We start from the raw sequence: 14279 nt of genomic DNA, 5'->3' as shown, positions 1-14279 counted from the left end.
ATCCTGCACGCCGCCCTTCGGGTGTGCTGTTGCTAACGCGAGTGCGTGACTTCGCAGCGCTGGGTGAACTGCGCTGCTTCAAGCGCAAGCCAAGCAATGGCAACGGCAACGGCAACTGCAACGACAACGTCAAAGGCAACGACGATCGCGATGACGATGACCATCAGCGACGCCCCACAAGCACCTTCGACTCAAGCGCCCCGCCGCGCCGAAAACAAAGGCTGATCGCCCCGCGCCAACCCCAGAAAAATACCGGCCAGCGACAGCCCAATGCCGACCAGCTCGATCGCCCCGAGCGACTTGTGGAACAGCAGCACATCCCAGACGTAAGCCAACAACGGCTGCAACAACAGACACAAGCCAACGACACCCGCCGGCAACTTCGGCATCGCCCGGCCGATCACCAGCCAACCCAACACCTGCGCGATCGCCGCATACGCGGTCAGGATCAACCAATCGTGCGCACTCGCCGGCAGCAAGGTCTCGCCGCCGAACGGCACACTGACCCCGAGCATCGCCGCGCAACCCAGACACAACCACCACTGCAAAGCCTCGTTAGGCGTCTGACCACGCCGCGCCTGCGCGGCGCGGAACGCGAGCAGAAACCCGCCATAAGCAAGCGCCGCAGCCAGGCCGAACGCCACGCCCAGGCGGAAACGCGCGTCCATGCTTTCCCAACCCGGCGCCAGCAACAGGCCCAGTCCGATCAGGCCCATGACCAAACCGACCCACAGCCGCCAACCCGCGCGCTCGCCGAGGAACAAGGCGCCGACGCCAGCTAGCACGAACACCTGGAAATTCGCCAGCAGGGTCGACAGACCGACGCCGACGTACAGGATGCTGCGATGCCACAGCCACAGGTCCAGCGCCAGGAACGCCGCGCCGAGCATGACCAGACCGAGCACCCGGCCGTCCGGGCGCCAATGACGCATGCGGCCGCGCCGCCACGGCTGGCCGAGCAGCACCAGCAGGATCACCGCCGCCAGCGCCATGCGCCAGAACGCCGACGCGGCCGGTCCGATCTCGACCCATTTGACGAACACCGCCGAACTGCTGATGACGCTGGCGCCCAGCAGCATCTGCAACAGCGGCGTACGCGAGGAAGCCGTGGAAGCGGCGGCGTTCATGCGCGCCTCCGCAGCCGGGACAGATCAATGACGAATCGCATGGCGAAAACTCCGGTCGTCCCCGCGCGCGGCCATCGCCGCGGACGGGTGGCGCCGTCACGGCGACCGGCAGTGCGCGGGTCGCGCCGCGGGCGGCGCATCGAATAAGAAAGGGTGGGATGCGGTTCGGCCCATGGACGCGAACCGCTGGCGCCGCGAGGGCGCCGTGGCCTGACTCAGGCGCGCGACCGAAGTCCGCGCCCGCGAGGTCAGGCCGGCAGCCAGCCGGTGGGCGGCAGGCCGCCGACCGGGTCCGGCTCGTCGGCGACCTCGGGCGGCGGATCGCCCAGCGACAGCGCCTCGACCACCTCGCGCGCCCGCGGCCACGCGGCGTGCGGCACGCACACCTGCACCGCGCCGAACGCCGGCAGCTCGCCGATCCCGCCCAACAGCGCTTCGCCGCGCAGGAACACCGGAATCCCGGCGTCCTCCAGCGCATGCCGGACCAGATGGGCATCGATCAGATGAGCGGCTTCGTAGACGACTTTCATCGTCCTTCCTTCGGCGCTGGGGCCTGGCGGGGTCTGCGCCCAGCATACGCCCGCCGCGCGCGCCCGGCCCATGAACGCTGTGTCCTGCGCGGCGATCGGCCGGACCCGGCAAGGCCAGAGCGTGGCCGCGACCGTTCAGGGCCGGGAGCACGGAATGCCGGCAACGGCTAAACTCCCGGTTCTCCCTTTCTTGTGTCCGCAAAGCATGTCTGCCGATCCCTCCCGCATGGCCCCCGAAATTCCGACCGACACCGCCGCCACCGGCGCGGTCAAGCAGGATTTCGTCCGTCAGATCGTTCGCGACGACCTGGCCAGCGGCAAGCACCAAGCGATCCGCACGCGCTTTCCGCCCGAGCCCAACGGCTACCTGCACATCGGCCACGCCAAGGCGATCGCGCTGGACTTCGGCATCGCCGGCGAGTTCGGCGGCCGCTGCAACCTGCGCTTCGACGACACCAACCCGGCCAAGGAAGACCCCGAGTACGTCGCCGCGATCCAGGAAGACGTGCGCTGGCTCGGCTTCGATTGGGCCGAACTGCGCCACGCCTCGGACTATTTCGAAGTGTTCTACCTGGCCGGCGAGAAGCTGATCCGCCAGGGCGACGCGTTCGTGTGCGACCTCAGCGCCGAGGAAGTGCGCGCCTACCGCGGCTCGCTCAACGAGCCGGGCCGCAATTCGCCGTACCGCGATCGCAGCGTCGAGGAAAACCTCGACCTGTACGCACGCATGCGCGCCGGCGAGTTCGCCGACGGCGCGCGCACCCTGCGCGCGAAGATCGACATGGCCTCGGGCAACATCAACCTGCGCGATCCGGCGCTGTACCGGATCAAGAAGGTCGCTCACCAGAACACCGGCGACGCCTGGCCGATCTACCCGATGTACGACTTCGCCCATTCGCTCAGCGATTCGTGCGAAGGCATCACCCACTCGCTGTGCACGCTGGAATTCGAAGACCACCGCCCGCTGTACGACTGGTGCGTGGCCAAGGTCGACCTGCCGAATTCGCCGGAGTTGCTCGCGCCGTTGCTGGCCAAGGGTTATCCGAACGAAGCGGCGATCCCGCGCCAGATCGAGTTCTCGCGCGCCAACCTCAACTACACCGTGATGAGCAAGCGCAAGCTCATGGTGCTGGTGCAGGAAGGCCTGGTCGACGGCTGGGACGATCCGCGCATGCCGACCCTGCAGGGCATCCGCCGGCGCGGCTACACGCCCGCGTCGCTGCGTTTGTTCGCCGATCGCCTGGGCGTGAGCAAGCAGAACTCGACCATCGACTACTCGGTGCTCGAAGGCTGCCTGCGCGAAGACCTCGACGCGGCCGCGGCGCGGCGCATGGCGGTGATCGATCCGCTCAAGCTGGTCATCACGAATCTGGACGATTCGCACGAAGAGTCGCTGCACTTCTCCAACCATCCCAAGGACGAGAGCTTCGGCTCGCGCCAGGTGCCGTTCTCGAACCAGCTGTGGATCGAGCGCGAGGATTTCGAGGAAGTGCCGCCGAAGGGCTTCAAGCGCCTGATCCCCGGCGGCGAAGTGCGCCTGCGCGGCGCCGGCATCCTGCGTTGCGATGAAGTGATCAAGAACGACGCGGGCGAGATCGTCGAGCTGCGCGGCACCCTCGACCCGGAATCGCGTCCCGGCATGGCCGGCGCCGATCGCAAGATCAAGGGCACCATCCATTGGGTCAGCGCGCGCCACGCGGTCGAGGCCGAAGTGCGGCTGTACGACCGTCTGTTCGACGTGTCCGCGCCCGACGACGACAGCGACGGCAAGACCTATCAGGATCATCTCAATCCGAACTCGCGTCGCGCCGTGACCGGTTACGTCGAGCCGTCCGCGGCCGTGGTGGCGCCGGAACAGGCGCTGCAGTTCGAGCGCGTGGGTTATTTCGTCGCCGACCGCTACGACCACAGCCCGGGCCGGCCGGTGTTCAACCGCAGCGTCACCCTGCGCGACACCTGGGCGTCGAAAGAGTGAGCCCGCGCGCATGAGCCCGAAGATCCCCAACCTGCTGACCGCCTCGGTCACCCTGGCGTTGCCGAGCTGGATCGACGAAGTGGTCGATCGCAAGCGCGCTTACCTCAGCGATGAAGACAAGGTCGCGCTGGCGATCGAACTGTCGCGGCACAACATCGAACTGGCCACCGGCGGCCCGTTCGGCGCGGCGGTGTTCGACGGCAACGGCCTGGTGGTCGGCGTCGGCGTCAACCGCGTGGTGCCGCAGAACTGCTCGGTCGCCCACGCCGAGATGATGGCCTTCATGTGCGCGCAGGCCGCGGTCAGCGCGTTCCGGCTCAACGAGATCGGGCCGATGACCCTGGCCACCTCGGCCCAGCCATGCTGCATGTGCTACGGCGCGAGCTTCTGGGCCGGCATTAACAATCTGCTGATCGGCGCGCGCTCGGAAGACGTGATGCGGCTGACCGAATTCGACGAAGGCCCGCTGCCGGCGGATTGGGTCGGCGAACTCGAACGCCGCGGCATCGCGGTGCGGCGCGACCTGCATCGCGACGCGGCCTGCGACGTGCTGCGCCGTTATGGCGAGAGCGGCGTTTCCTACTGATTCCTGCTTTGTGTAGGAGCGGCGCGAGCCGCGACCGCGACCTCGCAGCGGCGACGTAAGCGAGAGGTCGCGGTCGCGGCTCACGCCGCTCCTACCCCTTGCCGCTCCCGTTCCTTGATATACCTCCGCGCACCGCGCGATCTGTGAGTTCCGACGATGACCGAGTCCGCCCTGCTGTGTTGGTGCCGCGCCGGCTTCGAGCCCGAACTCGCCGCCGAATTGAACGAACGCGCCGCGATCGCCGGCCACCCCGGTTATGCGCGCACCCAGCGCAACAGCGGCTACGTCGAATTCATCGTAGAGGACGCCGCCGCGCTGTCGCGCGCGTTGCCGTGGTCGCAGCTGATCTTCGCCCGGCAGAAACTGGTGCGCATCGCCGACCTGAGCGATCTCAATCCCGCCGATCGCATCACCCCGATGCTGGCCGCGCTCGATGCATTGGGCGGCTCCGGCCTGAACGTATCGATGTTCGGCGAGTTGCTGGTCGAGCATCCCGATTCCGACGAAGGCAAGCAGTTGTCCGGATTGGCGCGCAGTTTCGGCAACGCGCTGCGTCCGGCGCTGCGCAAGGCCGGCTGGCTCAGCAAGACCGACGATGCGCGCCGTCCGCGCCTGCATGTCGCCTTCCTTGCCGGCGATCACGCCATGCTCGCGCTGTCGGACCCGCTCGACAGCTCGCCGTGGCCGCTCGGCATTCCGCGCCTGCGCATGCATCCCGACGCGCCGAGCCGTTCCGCGCTCAAGCTCGAAGAAGCGCTGCTGACCTTTCTCGACGCCGACGAACGCCAGCGCCGCGTGCGCGACAACATGCAGGCCGCCGACCTGGGCGCCGCGCCCGGCGGCTGGACCTGGGTGCTGATGCGCAACGGCATGATGGTGACCTCGGTCGACAACGGCCCGCTGAAACAGGAGCTGATCGACAGCGGCCGGGTCGATCATCTGCGCGCCGACGGCTTCACCTGGCAGCCCAGGCGCACCCTGGACTGGATGGTCTGCGACATGGTCGAGTCGCCGGCGCGCGTGGCCGAGCGCATGGCGACCTGGTTCCGTGAGAACTGGTGTCGGCAGGCGATCTTCAATCTCAAGCTACCGATGAAGAAGCGCTGGGAAGAAACGCGCATCTGCCTGGAAGCGTTCGAACATCAGGCGCATCGCCCACTGATCGTGCGCGCGCGCCAGCTGTATCACGATCGCGAAGAGATCACGGTGTTCGCCACGCCGAAGTAAGCGGCGGCAGTAAGCGGCGCGCTACGAAAACTTCACGTTCGATTGACCCCATGCCTACATTCGCAGCGATGGTCGCGACGCATTGAGCGATCGACGTCGCAATGCACGTCGATGCCGCGTGTGTGTTCAGCGCGGGTTGCGAAGATTTACGCGGCATTGATCTTGCGCGGTCTAGCGTCGGGGCGTACCCAAACCACGCGAGGCTCCGCCATGCAGCAGCACGCGAACCGATCGAAACATTCTTTTTCCAAGCAGGCCTTCTCCAAGCACACCCTGCTCGCCCTGGCGATGCTGACGGCATTCGCCGGCATTGTGCAGGCGCAGGTGCCGTCCAAGGTCCAGTCGAAACACGACGCGATCGAGAAGGCCGAAATGGCCGCGGCCGAGGCGCGCGCCGCGCGTCAGGATGCGCAGACTGCGCAAGCCGCGGCGCAGGCCGCCGCGGCCACCCGCGACGAAGGCGCGTTGACCGCGCGCGGCGCATTGACCGCCGAAGCCACCGCTTACGACGCCAAACAATCGGCGCTGGATGCTCAGGACGCGGCAATCAAGGCCCGTCGCGCCGCTGAAGCCGCGCGCTCGGCGCAAGCCTCGGCGGTGTCGGGCAACAACCCGACCGGCGCGGCGATTGAAGCGCGCGCGGCGATGAACGACGCCATGACCGCGAGTTCGATCGCGACCGACGCCACCACCACCGCCCAGGCCGCTGCATCGGCGACCGCGGACGCGGTGCAGCAGACCGGCGCCACCACCGGCGTGCAGACGATGCCGCGCGCGATGGATTCGACGATGGAACCGCGCATCGACTTCACCGCGCTCGACGCCAACCGCGACGGCAGCGTCAGCCGGGTCGAAGCGAGTCTGAGTCCGGCGTTGACCGCCGACTTCGCGATCGCCGATCGCGATGCCGACGGACGATTGAGCCAGCGCGAACTGGCCGTGTGGGCGCCGCGATGAGCAAGTAATCAAGGTCCCGCGCGACGCATCGAAGCGCGCGCCGGATCAAGTCGACAGGGGCGAGGGCGCCTTCGGCAACGAAGGCGTTCTTGTTTGTGCGATTCGACATCCATTCGTGATTTCGCAGCGACGGAACCATACGTGTCGCGGCTCGCGCCTCTCCCACAAAATGCTCATGTAGGAGCGGCGCAAGCCGCGACCGCGCCCCCGCAAACACCCGCGCCCATCCGTACCACCCGCGCCGCCGCATCTACCGCGCGAACAACACACCCAGCCACCGACAACCCACATCCGCTTGCACCCCGCCCCCATTGCGGCATAGTGCCTTGCCCGCCCCGCCGCCCTCGCCGCCCATGCCCGCAAGCCCCGTCCCGACCGGCTCCGCTTCGATCGAATCGGCTTCCCTCGAACGCGCGCCCACCCGCCGCCTCGATCGCAAGGACGCGCGCACGCTGATGCTGGCCGCGCTCGGCGGCGCGCTGGAGTTCTACGATTTCGTCATCTTCGTCTTCCTGACCGAGACCCTGCGCCATCTGTTCTTCCCGCCGGACATGCCCGGCTGGCTCAGCACGCTGCAGATCTACGGCATCTTCGCCGCCGGTTATCTGGTCCGCCCGATCGGCGGCATCGTCATGGCCCATTTCGGCGACCGCTCCGGGCGCAAACGCATGTTCACCCTGAGCGTGTTCCTGATGGCGCTGCCGACCCTGTGCATCGGCTTGCTGCCGGTGTACGCGCAGATCGGCATCGCCGCGCCGCTGCTGCTGTTGGCGCTGCGTGTCGTGCAGGGCATCGCGATCGGCGGCGAAGTGCCGGGCGCGTGGACCTTCGTCGCCGAACACGTCCCGCGCGGCCGGGTCGGTTTCGCCTGCGCCAGCCTGTCGGCCGGGCTCACCGCCGGCATTCTGATCGGTTCGCTGATCTCGACCGCGATCAACACCTGGTTCACCCCCGAGCAAGTGCTGGGCGGCGTGTGGCGCGCGCCGTTCGTGCTCGGCGGCGTGTTCGGTTTCCTCGCGGTGTACCTGCGCCGCTGGCTCAGCGAAACGCCGGTGTTCGCGGCGATGCGCGAGAGCCGGCAACTGGTGCGGGAACTGCCGCTCAAACAAGTGCTGCGCGATCACCTGGGCGGCGTGGTGCTGTCGATGCTGGTGACCTGGCTGCTGACCGCGGCGATCGTGGTGATCATCCTGATGACCCCGACCATCGTGCAGCAGCAGTTTGGCATCGCCCCGGCGCGCGCGTTCTTCGGTAACAGCCTGGCGGCGTTCTGCCTGACCTTGAGCGCGATCGGCGGCGGCCTGCTGGTGGACTGGCTCGGACGCGGGCGCGCGCTGTTGATCGGTTCGATTGGCGTGCTGGTCAGCAGCTTCGCGCTGTACTACGACCTCAACCACGGCGCCGAACATTTTCTTGCGCTCTATGCGCTCGCCGGCGTGTTCGTCGGCGTGGTCGGGGTGATCCCGGCGGTGATGGTGGCCGCGTTCCCGGCGCCGGTGCGGTTCTCGGGGTTGTCGTTTTCCTACAACGTCGCCTATGCGCTGTTCGGTGCCGCCACGCCACCATTGATTGGTGGTTATCTGGCTCCTCACCTGGGCGGCATGGCGCCGGCCTATTACGTGATGGGCGTGGCGGTGGTCGGCATGGCGGTTGCGGTGTATCTGCTCAACACCCGGCGGCGGTTTCACGAGGATTGATCGTCGAGGCCGCGCGCATCAACAGCTGAGCGTAAAGAACTCGACGAACACCAGCAGGCCCGCGAGCCACAGGCCGAGCATCGGCACGCACGCAGCCAGCGCCCAGACAACGCGACGGGCGACGCGGCGGCCGCGGGTCATGCGGATCGCCGCGATCGGGATCGCAAGACCCAGCAGCACGAACACACCGAGCACGCAGAAGCCCAGCGCCCAGAATCCCGCGCTCTTTTCGCCGTATTCGGGCGGGCACGGCATCGTGGCCGCGGCCAGCAGCGGCCACGCCGACACAGCCGCGATGCTCAGGCGCTGACTGAGCCGGCGCATCTCAGCAGCTCATGATGAAGACGCGGCCGAACACGAACAGGCCCAGCAGCCACACGGCGAGCATCGGCACGCAGGCGGCCAAGGTCCAAAGCACTCGCACCAAGGTTTTGCGCGCACGGGTGAAGCGGATCGCCAAGGCCGGCGCAACCAGGCCCAATAGCAAGAACAGGCCCAGCACGGTGAAAGCGACGGTCCAGAACAACCCGTTCTTGTCGCTCGATCCCGGCGGGCATTGGGTGAAGGCCATGGCAAGCATCGGCCATGCAGTCGAAATCGCGATGCCAAGTCGCGCGAACCTTCGCGTGCAGGCCGATCTCGTGCGTCGATTCGAATCCAGTATCGCCTCATCCATGTGCGTGTTTTCCAATCCTTGTGATGCCGTTTTTCAGGAAGAAGCTTCAACCTCAACACTGCCAGTCCGGATCGTAACGCTCTTCACAATGGTGCCGCCGGTGATCGGAAGTAGGAGCGTCGTGACTGAAGCCTCGCCCAAAAAAGTCGTGATGCGTGACGCCCAGGCGCGACTCAAACCCCCGCCGCGCGGCGCCAGAAATAATGCGTCAACGGCGGCAGCTTGCCAGCCAGTCCGAGCAAGGGCCCGCGCAGCATCGTCGCGGCGAAGTCGTCGTTCGAGAACAACTTGTTCAAGCCATCGAACCCGTACGCCGCCAGCGCGTTCTCGCTGCGGCGTTCGCGCGCCCAGCGCTGCAGTCGCGCGGGCGAGCCGATGTCGAGGCCGCGCTTGCGCGCCTGCGCCAGCGCGCCGCGCAGACCTGAGATATCGCGCAGCCCAAGATTGACGCCCTGCCCGGCCAGCGGATGCACCACATGCGCCGCGTCGCCGGCGATGACCACGCGGCCGGAGACATAACGCTCGGCCAACTGCCGCCGCAACGGGAACGCGGCGCGCTTGGACACGCCGGTCAGGGCGCCCAGACGTCCGGCGAACGCGCGTTCGAGTTCATCCAGGAACGCCGCGTCGTCCAGCGCCAACAGCCGTTCGGCTTCGGCGTCAGGCAAAGTCCACACGATCGAACTGCGGCGGTCGCGCGCACCGGGCGCGCCGATCGCGGGCAGGAAGGCTAACGGCCCGCCCGGCAAAAAGCGCTGCCAGCAGGTCGCTTCGTGGCTCAGTTCGCTGTCGACATAGGCGACCAGCCCGCGCTGACCGTAGTCGTGGCCGGGCGCTTCGATCCCGGCGAGTTCGCGCAACCGCGATTGCGCGCCGTCGGCGGCGACCACCAGCCGCGCGCGCAGGCGGCGTCCGCTCGCGAGCACCACGCCCACGCCATCGGCGGCATCGTGCTCCAGGGCTTCGACCGCGTCCGGGCAATGCAGGCGCACGCCGGCCGCGGGCAAGGCCGACCACAGACGATCGACCAACACGCCGTGCTCGACGATCCAGCCCAGTTCGCGCCGGCCGAATGCGTCGGCATCGAAATGCAGCTCACCGCCGCCGGCCGCGTCCCACACCCGCATCGCGCGATACGGTTGCAGCCGCGCGGCCTGCACCGCGCCCCACACACCCAGATCGTCGAGAAACACGGCGTTGTCGGGCGCGAACGCGTACACGCGCAGGTCCGGATGCTCGGGCGACCACGGCGCGGGTTCGCGCGCTTCGACCAAGGCCACTTCGAAACCGTCCCGGGCGAACGCCAGCGCCGCCGCCGCGCCAACGACGCCCGCGCCGACCACGACGATGTCCAATACCTCGCGCCGGCTCATGCGCGGCCTCCGCGCAGCGTTGGTTCATCGCCGCGACACAGCGCCGGCACGTCGCCGCGATAACCCATCGCGCCGCCGACCAAGAGCGACTGCGCCGTCGGCATTCTATCCAGAGCGAACAATCCCAGACTGCGCAACGGCCGCATCAACGCGGTTTCGTTCGAGGCCAATCGCGCGATGCCATCGGAGAATTCGACGGTACGGTCGCGATCGGGCTTACGCCGCTGCGCGTAACGCTCGAGCAGCTCGGCGCTGCCGCAGTCGGCCTTGTCCTCGCGTGCGGCAAGATCGTGTTCGATCAATTCGGCCAGGGTCATCGCATCGCGCAAGCCCAGGTTGAAGCCCTGCGCGCCGATCGGATGGATGGTCTGCGCGGCGTTGCCGACCAGCACCGCGCGCGGCGCGACGGTGCGGGCGGCGAGCACGCGGATCGCCGGGTACAGGCTGCGCGCGCCGCAGGCCACGAAGCGCCCCGCGCGCCAGCCGAACGCGTCCTGCGCGCGGGCGAGAAAGCCCGCTTCGTCGAGCGCGGCGACTGCGGCGGCATCCGCGTTGGCGACGCCGTGGATGAAACCGTAGTGGCGGTCGCCACGCGGCAACAGCGCGGTCGGGCCGTCGTCGCCGAGGCGTTCGTAGGCGGTGCCGTCGGGCGCGCGCTCGCTGCGCAGGCGGGTCACGAACAAGGTCTGGCCGTAGTCGTATTCGTCCGCGGCGATGCCGAGCGCGTCGCGCACGCCGCTGCGGGTGCCGTCGGCGGCGACCACCAGACGTGCACGCAAGATCCGTTCTCCGGCACCGTCGGCGACCCGGATTGCACGCCACTCGGAGCCCGCGCCAGCACCAGCACCGACGCCGCGTCGAGAGGCGGCATCACTGTCGCGTGCTTGGGTTTGATCGATCGCGCCGACATCGCGCGCATAGGTTTCGTCGGCCAGACCGACGACATCCGTGCAGGTTTCGTCGGCCAAGCCGACGAAACGCACCGGCCGGTAGCGATGCAGCCGCGGCAGCTCGGCCAATCGCGCTTCCAGCGCTTCGCCGAAATCGCGCGCTACGACTATCCGGCCGAACTCCTCGCGACCGTAACGTTGCGCGTCGAGCACGGTGCGGCCGAAATCGCCGCGCCGGCTGATATGGATGCGCTGGATCGAACCGGTCGGCGCGCGCAGCTTGGCCATCACGCCGAGCGCATTCAAGGCATTGAGGGTGGCTTCGGCGAAGCTGAGGTTGCGTTCGTCGAACACCGCCGGCAACGCGCCGGGCGGCGCGGCTTCGATCAGGCCCACGTCCAGGCCGAGCCGGTCCAGGGCGATCGCGAGACTGGCCCCGACCAGGCCGCCACCGACGATCAGGACGTCGTGACTGGCGTGCAGCGCGGGGGTGGAAGGCATCTGCGGCTTTGCATCTGAAGTCATGCGTTCATGATACGGCCGCGTCCGTGCAGCGTCTGTTCGGATCGCGGTGGAAGCGGTGCGCGGATCGTCGCGCCGCGTCGGGCTCGTAACGCCCGCCCACGAAAGGATCGGGCGATTCAGCGCGGGATCGAACGCGGGATCGCGCGCCCGCCGACGCGGCATGTTTGCGCGAATCGAGGCCGTCGGCGCGCCGGCAACGCATGCCGGCGGTCACAAGGGCTTTCGTGAAGCGGCCTTCAGGCCCGAACCTATTCGATCAAACCTTCCGAATCAGACACTTAGCCACCCTTCACCGGCCTTCCGCGCCCGCGCGCGCCAGCTAGGCCGGCACTTTCGCCGCAGGTTCCTTAGAATGTGCGGATCGACGCGCCAGTCCGGCGTCAGGAGCCCTGGCCATGAAGCCGAACACCCAACGCACCCTCATTCTCGCCCTGCTCGCCGTGCTGATGATCGGCACCCGCGTCAATCACTGGACGCCGATTCCGGATGCGTCGTGGGCGGTGTTCTTCATCGGCGGCTTCTACCTGCGCAACTGGACCCGCTGGGCGTTCCCGCTGCTGATGGTATTGGCGGTGGCGATCGACTACGCGGTGATCACCGGCCAGGGCATGAGTTTCTGGCAACACTACTGCGTGTCGGCGGCCTATTGGTTCCTGGTGCCGGCGTACTTCGCGATGTGGGCCGGCGGCCTGTGGGTCGCGCGCAATTATTCGCGCAGCTGGCGCACGCTGGGCCTGACCGCGGTGGCATTGCTCGCGTCGGTCGCGCTGTGCCAGCTGTTGAGCCAGGGCAGCTTCTACTGGCTGTCGGACTCGGTCGCCGACAAGTCGATCGCCGGCTGGGCCGCGAACTACTTCGAATGGCTGCTGCCGTACCTGCGCACCACCGCGACCTACGTCGGCATCGCCACGCTGGTCCAGGCGATCGCCGCTGGCGCGAGCAAGACCGACGCGCTGGCGGGCCGTTCCGACGACGCGCGCAAGCGCTGATCGGGCGGCGCTGATCGATGGGTAACCGTCTTTCGAAAATCTATACCCGCACCGGCGACGACGGCAGCACCGGTCTGGGCGACGGCAGCCGCACCGGCAAGGATTCGGCGCGGGTCGATGCCTACGGCACGGTCGACGAGGCCAATTCGACCATCGGTCTGGTGCTGGCGAGCGAATTGCCGGAGTTGGTGCGCGATCAACTGGTCGCGATCCAGCACCAGATGTTCGACCTCGGCGCCGAGCTGTGCATTCCCGGTCACGCGGCGATCTTCGATGCCGACATCGATCGGCTGGAACAGTGGCTCGACGGCCATAACGAAGACCTGCCGCCGCTGAAGGAATTCATCCTGCCGGCCGGCGGCGAGGCCGCGGCGCGCTGCCACATCGCGCGCACCGTGGTGCGCCGCGCCGAGCGCGAGACCGTCGCGCTGTCGCGGCAGGAAAGCATCCGGCCCGAAGCGGTGCGCTATCTCAACCGCCTGTCCGACCTGCTGTTCGTGCTCGCCCGCGTGCTCGCGCGCGCCAGCGGCCACGGCGAGGTCACCTGGAACCACGAACGCCGCAAGGGCTGACCGTGCGCATCTACACGCATCCGGCCTGCACACGTCACGACCCCGGTCCGGGTCATGCCGAACGGCCGCTGCGTCTGGTCGCGGTCACCGAAGCCTTGCGCGAAGCGTTCCCGGATCTGGACTGGCGCGAAGCGCCCGCCGCCAGCCGCGGCCAGTTGCTGCGCGCGCACACCGACGAACTGCTGGCGCTGGTGCTCGACACCGCGCTCGACGGCCCGATGCACCTGGACCCCGACACCGTGCTCGCGCCCGGCTCGGCCGAAGCCGCGTTGCGCGCGGCCGGCGCCGGCGTGGCCGCGGTCGACGCGGTGCTCAAGGGCGAAACCCAGCGTGTGTTCTGCGCGGTGCGCCCGCCGGGCCATCACGCCACCTATGAGGTGGCGATGGGCTTTTGTCTGTTCAACAACATCGCCGTCGCCGCCGCGCATGCCTGCGAAAAACACGGCCTGTCGCGGGTGGCGGTGATCGATTTCGACGTACATCACGGCAACGGCACCCAGGCGATCTTCGACAGCGATCCGCGGGTGATGTACGTCAGCTCGCACCAGATGCCGCTGTACCCGGACACCGGTTCGGTGCACGAGCGCGGCGTGGGCAATATCGTCAACGCTCCGCTCGCGCCGGGAACCGGCAGCGAGGGCTTCCGCCGTGTGTGGCGCGAACGTCTTCTGCCGACGATCGATTCGTTCCGCCCGCAGCTGGTGCTGATTTCGGCCGGTTTCGATGCGCACAAGCGCGATCCGCTGGCGCAGGTGGAGCTCGAGGGCGAGGACTTCGCCTGGATCACCCGCGAGCTGGTGGCGATCGCCGATCGGCATGCGCTGGGTCGGGTGGTGTCGATGCTCGAAGGCGGTTATGACCTGGCGGCGCTGCGCGAGAGTGCGGTGGCGCATGTGGGTGCGTTGATGGTCTGAGCGCGTTCGCGCTTTGGCGTGCTCGCGATTTGCGTGGGGCGGACCTTCAAAGTTTTCGTGGTCGCAGCTATCGGTTGCGCTATTGCTCGCTTGCGCTTGCGAGCGAAGCCTCTTTGCTTTGCCTGTGGCTTTGCCTGTGGCTTTGCCTGTGCCTGTGCCTGTGCCTGTGGCTGTGGCTGTGGCTGTGGCTGTGGCTGTGGCTGTGGCTGTGGCTGTGATTTTGAGCTTTTAGCCCGGCGCC

15 protein-coding genes are annotated in these 14279 nt (G+C 67.9%); 8 read left to right on the top strand and 7 right to left on the bottom strand.

Going from position 1 to position 14279, the window contains the following annotated elements; all coding sequences use genetic code 11:
* Window positions 1-32 precede the first annotated feature (32 nt).
* The 3 genes from ASD86_RS28215 to ASD86_RS16680 all read right to left on the bottom strand — a co-directional run bounded on the left by ASD86_RS28215 (window position 33) and on the right by ASD86_RS16680 (window position 1657).
* Complete coding sequence (locus ASD86_RS28215) at window positions 33-164, bottom strand: hypothetical protein (protein ID WP_255357301.1); 132 nt, start codon at window positions 162-164, stop codon at window positions 33-35.
* Between the two features lie 27 nt (window positions 165-191).
* A complete protein-coding gene (locus tag ASD86_RS16685) occupies window positions 192-1127 on the bottom strand; it encodes a DMT family transporter (protein ID WP_056113020.1) in 936 nt (311 codons plus the stop codon).
* A 248-nt stretch (window positions 1128-1375) separates the two neighbouring features.
* Complete coding sequence (locus tag ASD86_RS16680) at window positions 1376-1657, bottom strand: DUF2007 domain-containing protein (protein ID WP_056113017.1); 282 nt, start codon at window positions 1655-1657, stop codon at window positions 1376-1378.
* A gap of 226 nt (window positions 1658-1883) precedes the next feature.
* Between ASD86_RS16680 and ASD86_RS16675 the strand changes: the two genes are divergently transcribed.
* The 5 genes from ASD86_RS16675 to ASD86_RS16655 all read left to right on the top strand — a co-directional run bounded on the left by ASD86_RS16675 (window position 1884) and on the right by ASD86_RS16655 (window position 8099).
* The gene (locus ASD86_RS16675) at window positions 1884-3632 is read left to right on the top strand and encodes a glutamine--tRNA ligase/YqeY domain fusion protein (RefSeq protein ID WP_056113014.1); all 1749 of its coding nucleotides are present in this window, start codon (window positions 1884-1886) and stop codon (window positions 3630-3632) included.
* Window positions 3633-3663: 31 nt separating this feature from the next.
* A complete protein-coding gene (locus ASD86_RS16670; RefSeq protein ID WP_056113261.1) occupies window positions 3664-4218 on the top strand; it encodes a nucleoside deaminase in 555 nt (184 codons plus the stop codon).
* 156 nt (window positions 4219-4374) lie between these two features.
* Window positions 4375-5445: a 23S rRNA (cytidine(2498)-2'-O)-methyltransferase RlmM gene (gene rlmM / locus ASD86_RS16665; RefSeq protein ID WP_056113012.1), complete on the top strand. Its 1071-nt coding sequence runs from the start codon at window positions 4375-4377 to the stop codon at window positions 5443-5445.
* Between the two features lie 210 nt (window positions 5446-5655).
* Window positions 5656-6402, top strand: a complete 747-nt coding sequence (locus ASD86_RS16660) for a hypothetical protein (protein WP_056113009.1) — start codon at window positions 5656-5658, stop codon at window positions 6400-6402.
* 455 nt (window positions 6403-6857) lie between these two features.
* Window positions 6858-8099: an MFS transporter gene (locus ASD86_RS16655; RefSeq protein WP_235567794.1), complete on the top strand. Its 1242-nt coding sequence runs from the start codon at window positions 6858-6860 to the stop codon at window positions 8097-8099.
* Window positions 8100-8117: 18 nt separating this feature from the next.
* Here ASD86_RS16655 and ASD86_RS16650 read toward each other — a convergent pair whose 3' ends face one another.
* The 4 genes from ASD86_RS16650 to ASD86_RS16635 form a co-directional block, all read right to left on the bottom strand.
* Complete coding sequence (locus tag ASD86_RS16650) at window positions 8118-8423, bottom strand: hypothetical protein (RefSeq protein ID WP_056113005.1); 306 nt, start codon at window positions 8421-8423, stop codon at window positions 8118-8120.
* A gap of 1 nt (window position 8424) precedes the next feature.
* Window positions 8425-8670 (bottom strand): hypothetical protein, encoded by a 246-nt coding sequence (locus ASD86_RS16645; protein WP_056113001.1) that lies wholly within the window; start codon window positions 8668-8670, stop codon window positions 8425-8427.
* Between the two features lie 278 nt (window positions 8671-8948).
* Window positions 8949-10148 (bottom strand): FAD-dependent oxidoreductase, encoded by a 1200-nt coding sequence (locus ASD86_RS16640; RefSeq protein WP_056112998.1) that lies wholly within the window; start codon window positions 10146-10148, stop codon window positions 8949-8951.
* Window positions 10145-11521 carry an FAD-dependent monooxygenase gene (locus ASD86_RS16635; RefSeq protein ID WP_235567793.1) on the bottom strand — a complete coding sequence of 459 codons (1377 nt, stop codon included), beginning with the start codon at window positions 11519-11521 and terminating at the stop codon, window positions 10145-10147. Before ASD86_RS16635 ends, ASD86_RS16640 begins: the two co-directional genes overlap by 4 nt.
* Before the next feature lie 437 nt (window positions 11522-11958).
* On the opposite strand from ASD86_RS16635, the gene ASD86_RS16630 reads away from it, so the two are divergent.
* The 3 genes from ASD86_RS16630 to ASD86_RS16620 are packed head-to-tail and all read left to right on the top strand — an operon-like array spanning window position 11959 to window position 14038.
* Window positions 11959-12552, top strand: coding sequence for a hypothetical protein (locus ASD86_RS16630; RefSeq protein ID WP_056112994.1), 594 nt, complete (start codon window positions 11959-11961; stop codon window positions 12550-12552).
* Window positions 12553-12569: 17 nt separating this feature from the next.
* Window positions 12570-13124, top strand: a complete 555-nt coding sequence (locus ASD86_RS16625) for a cob(I)yrinic acid a,c-diamide adenosyltransferase (protein WP_056112990.1) — start codon at window positions 12570-12572, stop codon at window positions 13122-13124.
* Window positions 13125-13126: 2 nt separating this feature from the next.
* On the top strand, window positions 13127-14038 hold the full coding sequence (locus ASD86_RS16620) for a histone deacetylase family protein (RefSeq protein ID WP_056112988.1): 912 nt from the start codon (window positions 13127-13129) through the stop codon (window positions 14036-14038).
* Window positions 14039-14279 lie beyond the last annotated feature (241 nt).

The sequence above is a fragment of the Lysobacter sp. Root690 genome (genome assembly GCF_001427785.1).
Lineage (GTDB): Bacteria > Pseudomonadota > Gammaproteobacteria > Xanthomonadales > Xanthomonadaceae > Lysobacter.
The sequence above is the reverse complement of the archived record's forward strand: the minus strand, read 5'-3'. Positions and strand labels throughout refer to the sequence as shown.

Bases quoted from the DNA above. Each gene is read 5' to 3' on its own strand.
- ASD86_RS28215 (WP_255357301.1), bottom strand. From the start codon at position 164: ATGGTCATCGTCATCGCGATCGTCGTTGCCTTTGACGTTGTCGTTGCA.
- ASD86_RS16685 (WP_056113020.1), bottom strand. From the start codon at position 1,127: ATGAACGCCGCCGCTTCCACGGCTTCCTCGCGTACGCCGCTGTTGCAG.
- ASD86_RS16680 (WP_056113017.1), bottom strand. From the start codon at position 1,657: ATGAAAGTCGTCTACGAAGCCGCTCATCTGATCGATGCCCATCTGGTC.
- ASD86_RS16675 (WP_056113014.1), top strand. From the start codon at position 1,884: ATGGCCCCCGAAATTCCGACCGACACCGCCGCCACCGGCGCGGTCAAG.
- rlmM (WP_056113012.1), top strand. From the start codon at position 4,375: ATGACCGAGTCCGCCCTGCTGTGTTGGTGCCGCGCCGGCTTCGAGCCC.
- ASD86_RS16660 (WP_056113009.1), top strand. From the start codon at position 5,656: ATGCAGCAGCACGCGAACCGATCGAAACATTCTTTTTCCAAGCAGGCC.
- ASD86_RS16655 (WP_235567794.1), top strand. From the start codon at position 6,858: ATGCTGGCCGCGCTCGGCGGCGCGCTGGAGTTCTACGATTTCGTCATC.
- ASD86_RS16650 (WP_056113005.1), bottom strand. From the start codon at position 8,423: ATGCGCCGGCTCAGTCAGCGCCTGAGCATCGCGGCTGTGTCGGCGTGG.
- ASD86_RS16645 (WP_056113001.1), bottom strand. From the start codon at position 8,670: ATGGCCTTCACCCAATGCCCGCCGGGATCGAGCGACAAGAACGGGTTG.
- ASD86_RS16640 (WP_056112998.1), bottom strand. From the start codon at position 10,148: ATGAGCCGGCGCGAGGTATTGGACATCGTCGTGGTCGGCGCGGGCGTC.
- ASD86_RS16630 (WP_056112994.1), top strand. From the start codon at position 11,959: ATGAAGCCGAACACCCAACGCACCCTCATTCTCGCCCTGCTCGCCGTG.
- ASD86_RS16625 (WP_056112990.1), top strand. From the start codon at position 12,570: ATGGGTAACCGTCTTTCGAAAATCTATACCCGCACCGGCGACGACGGC.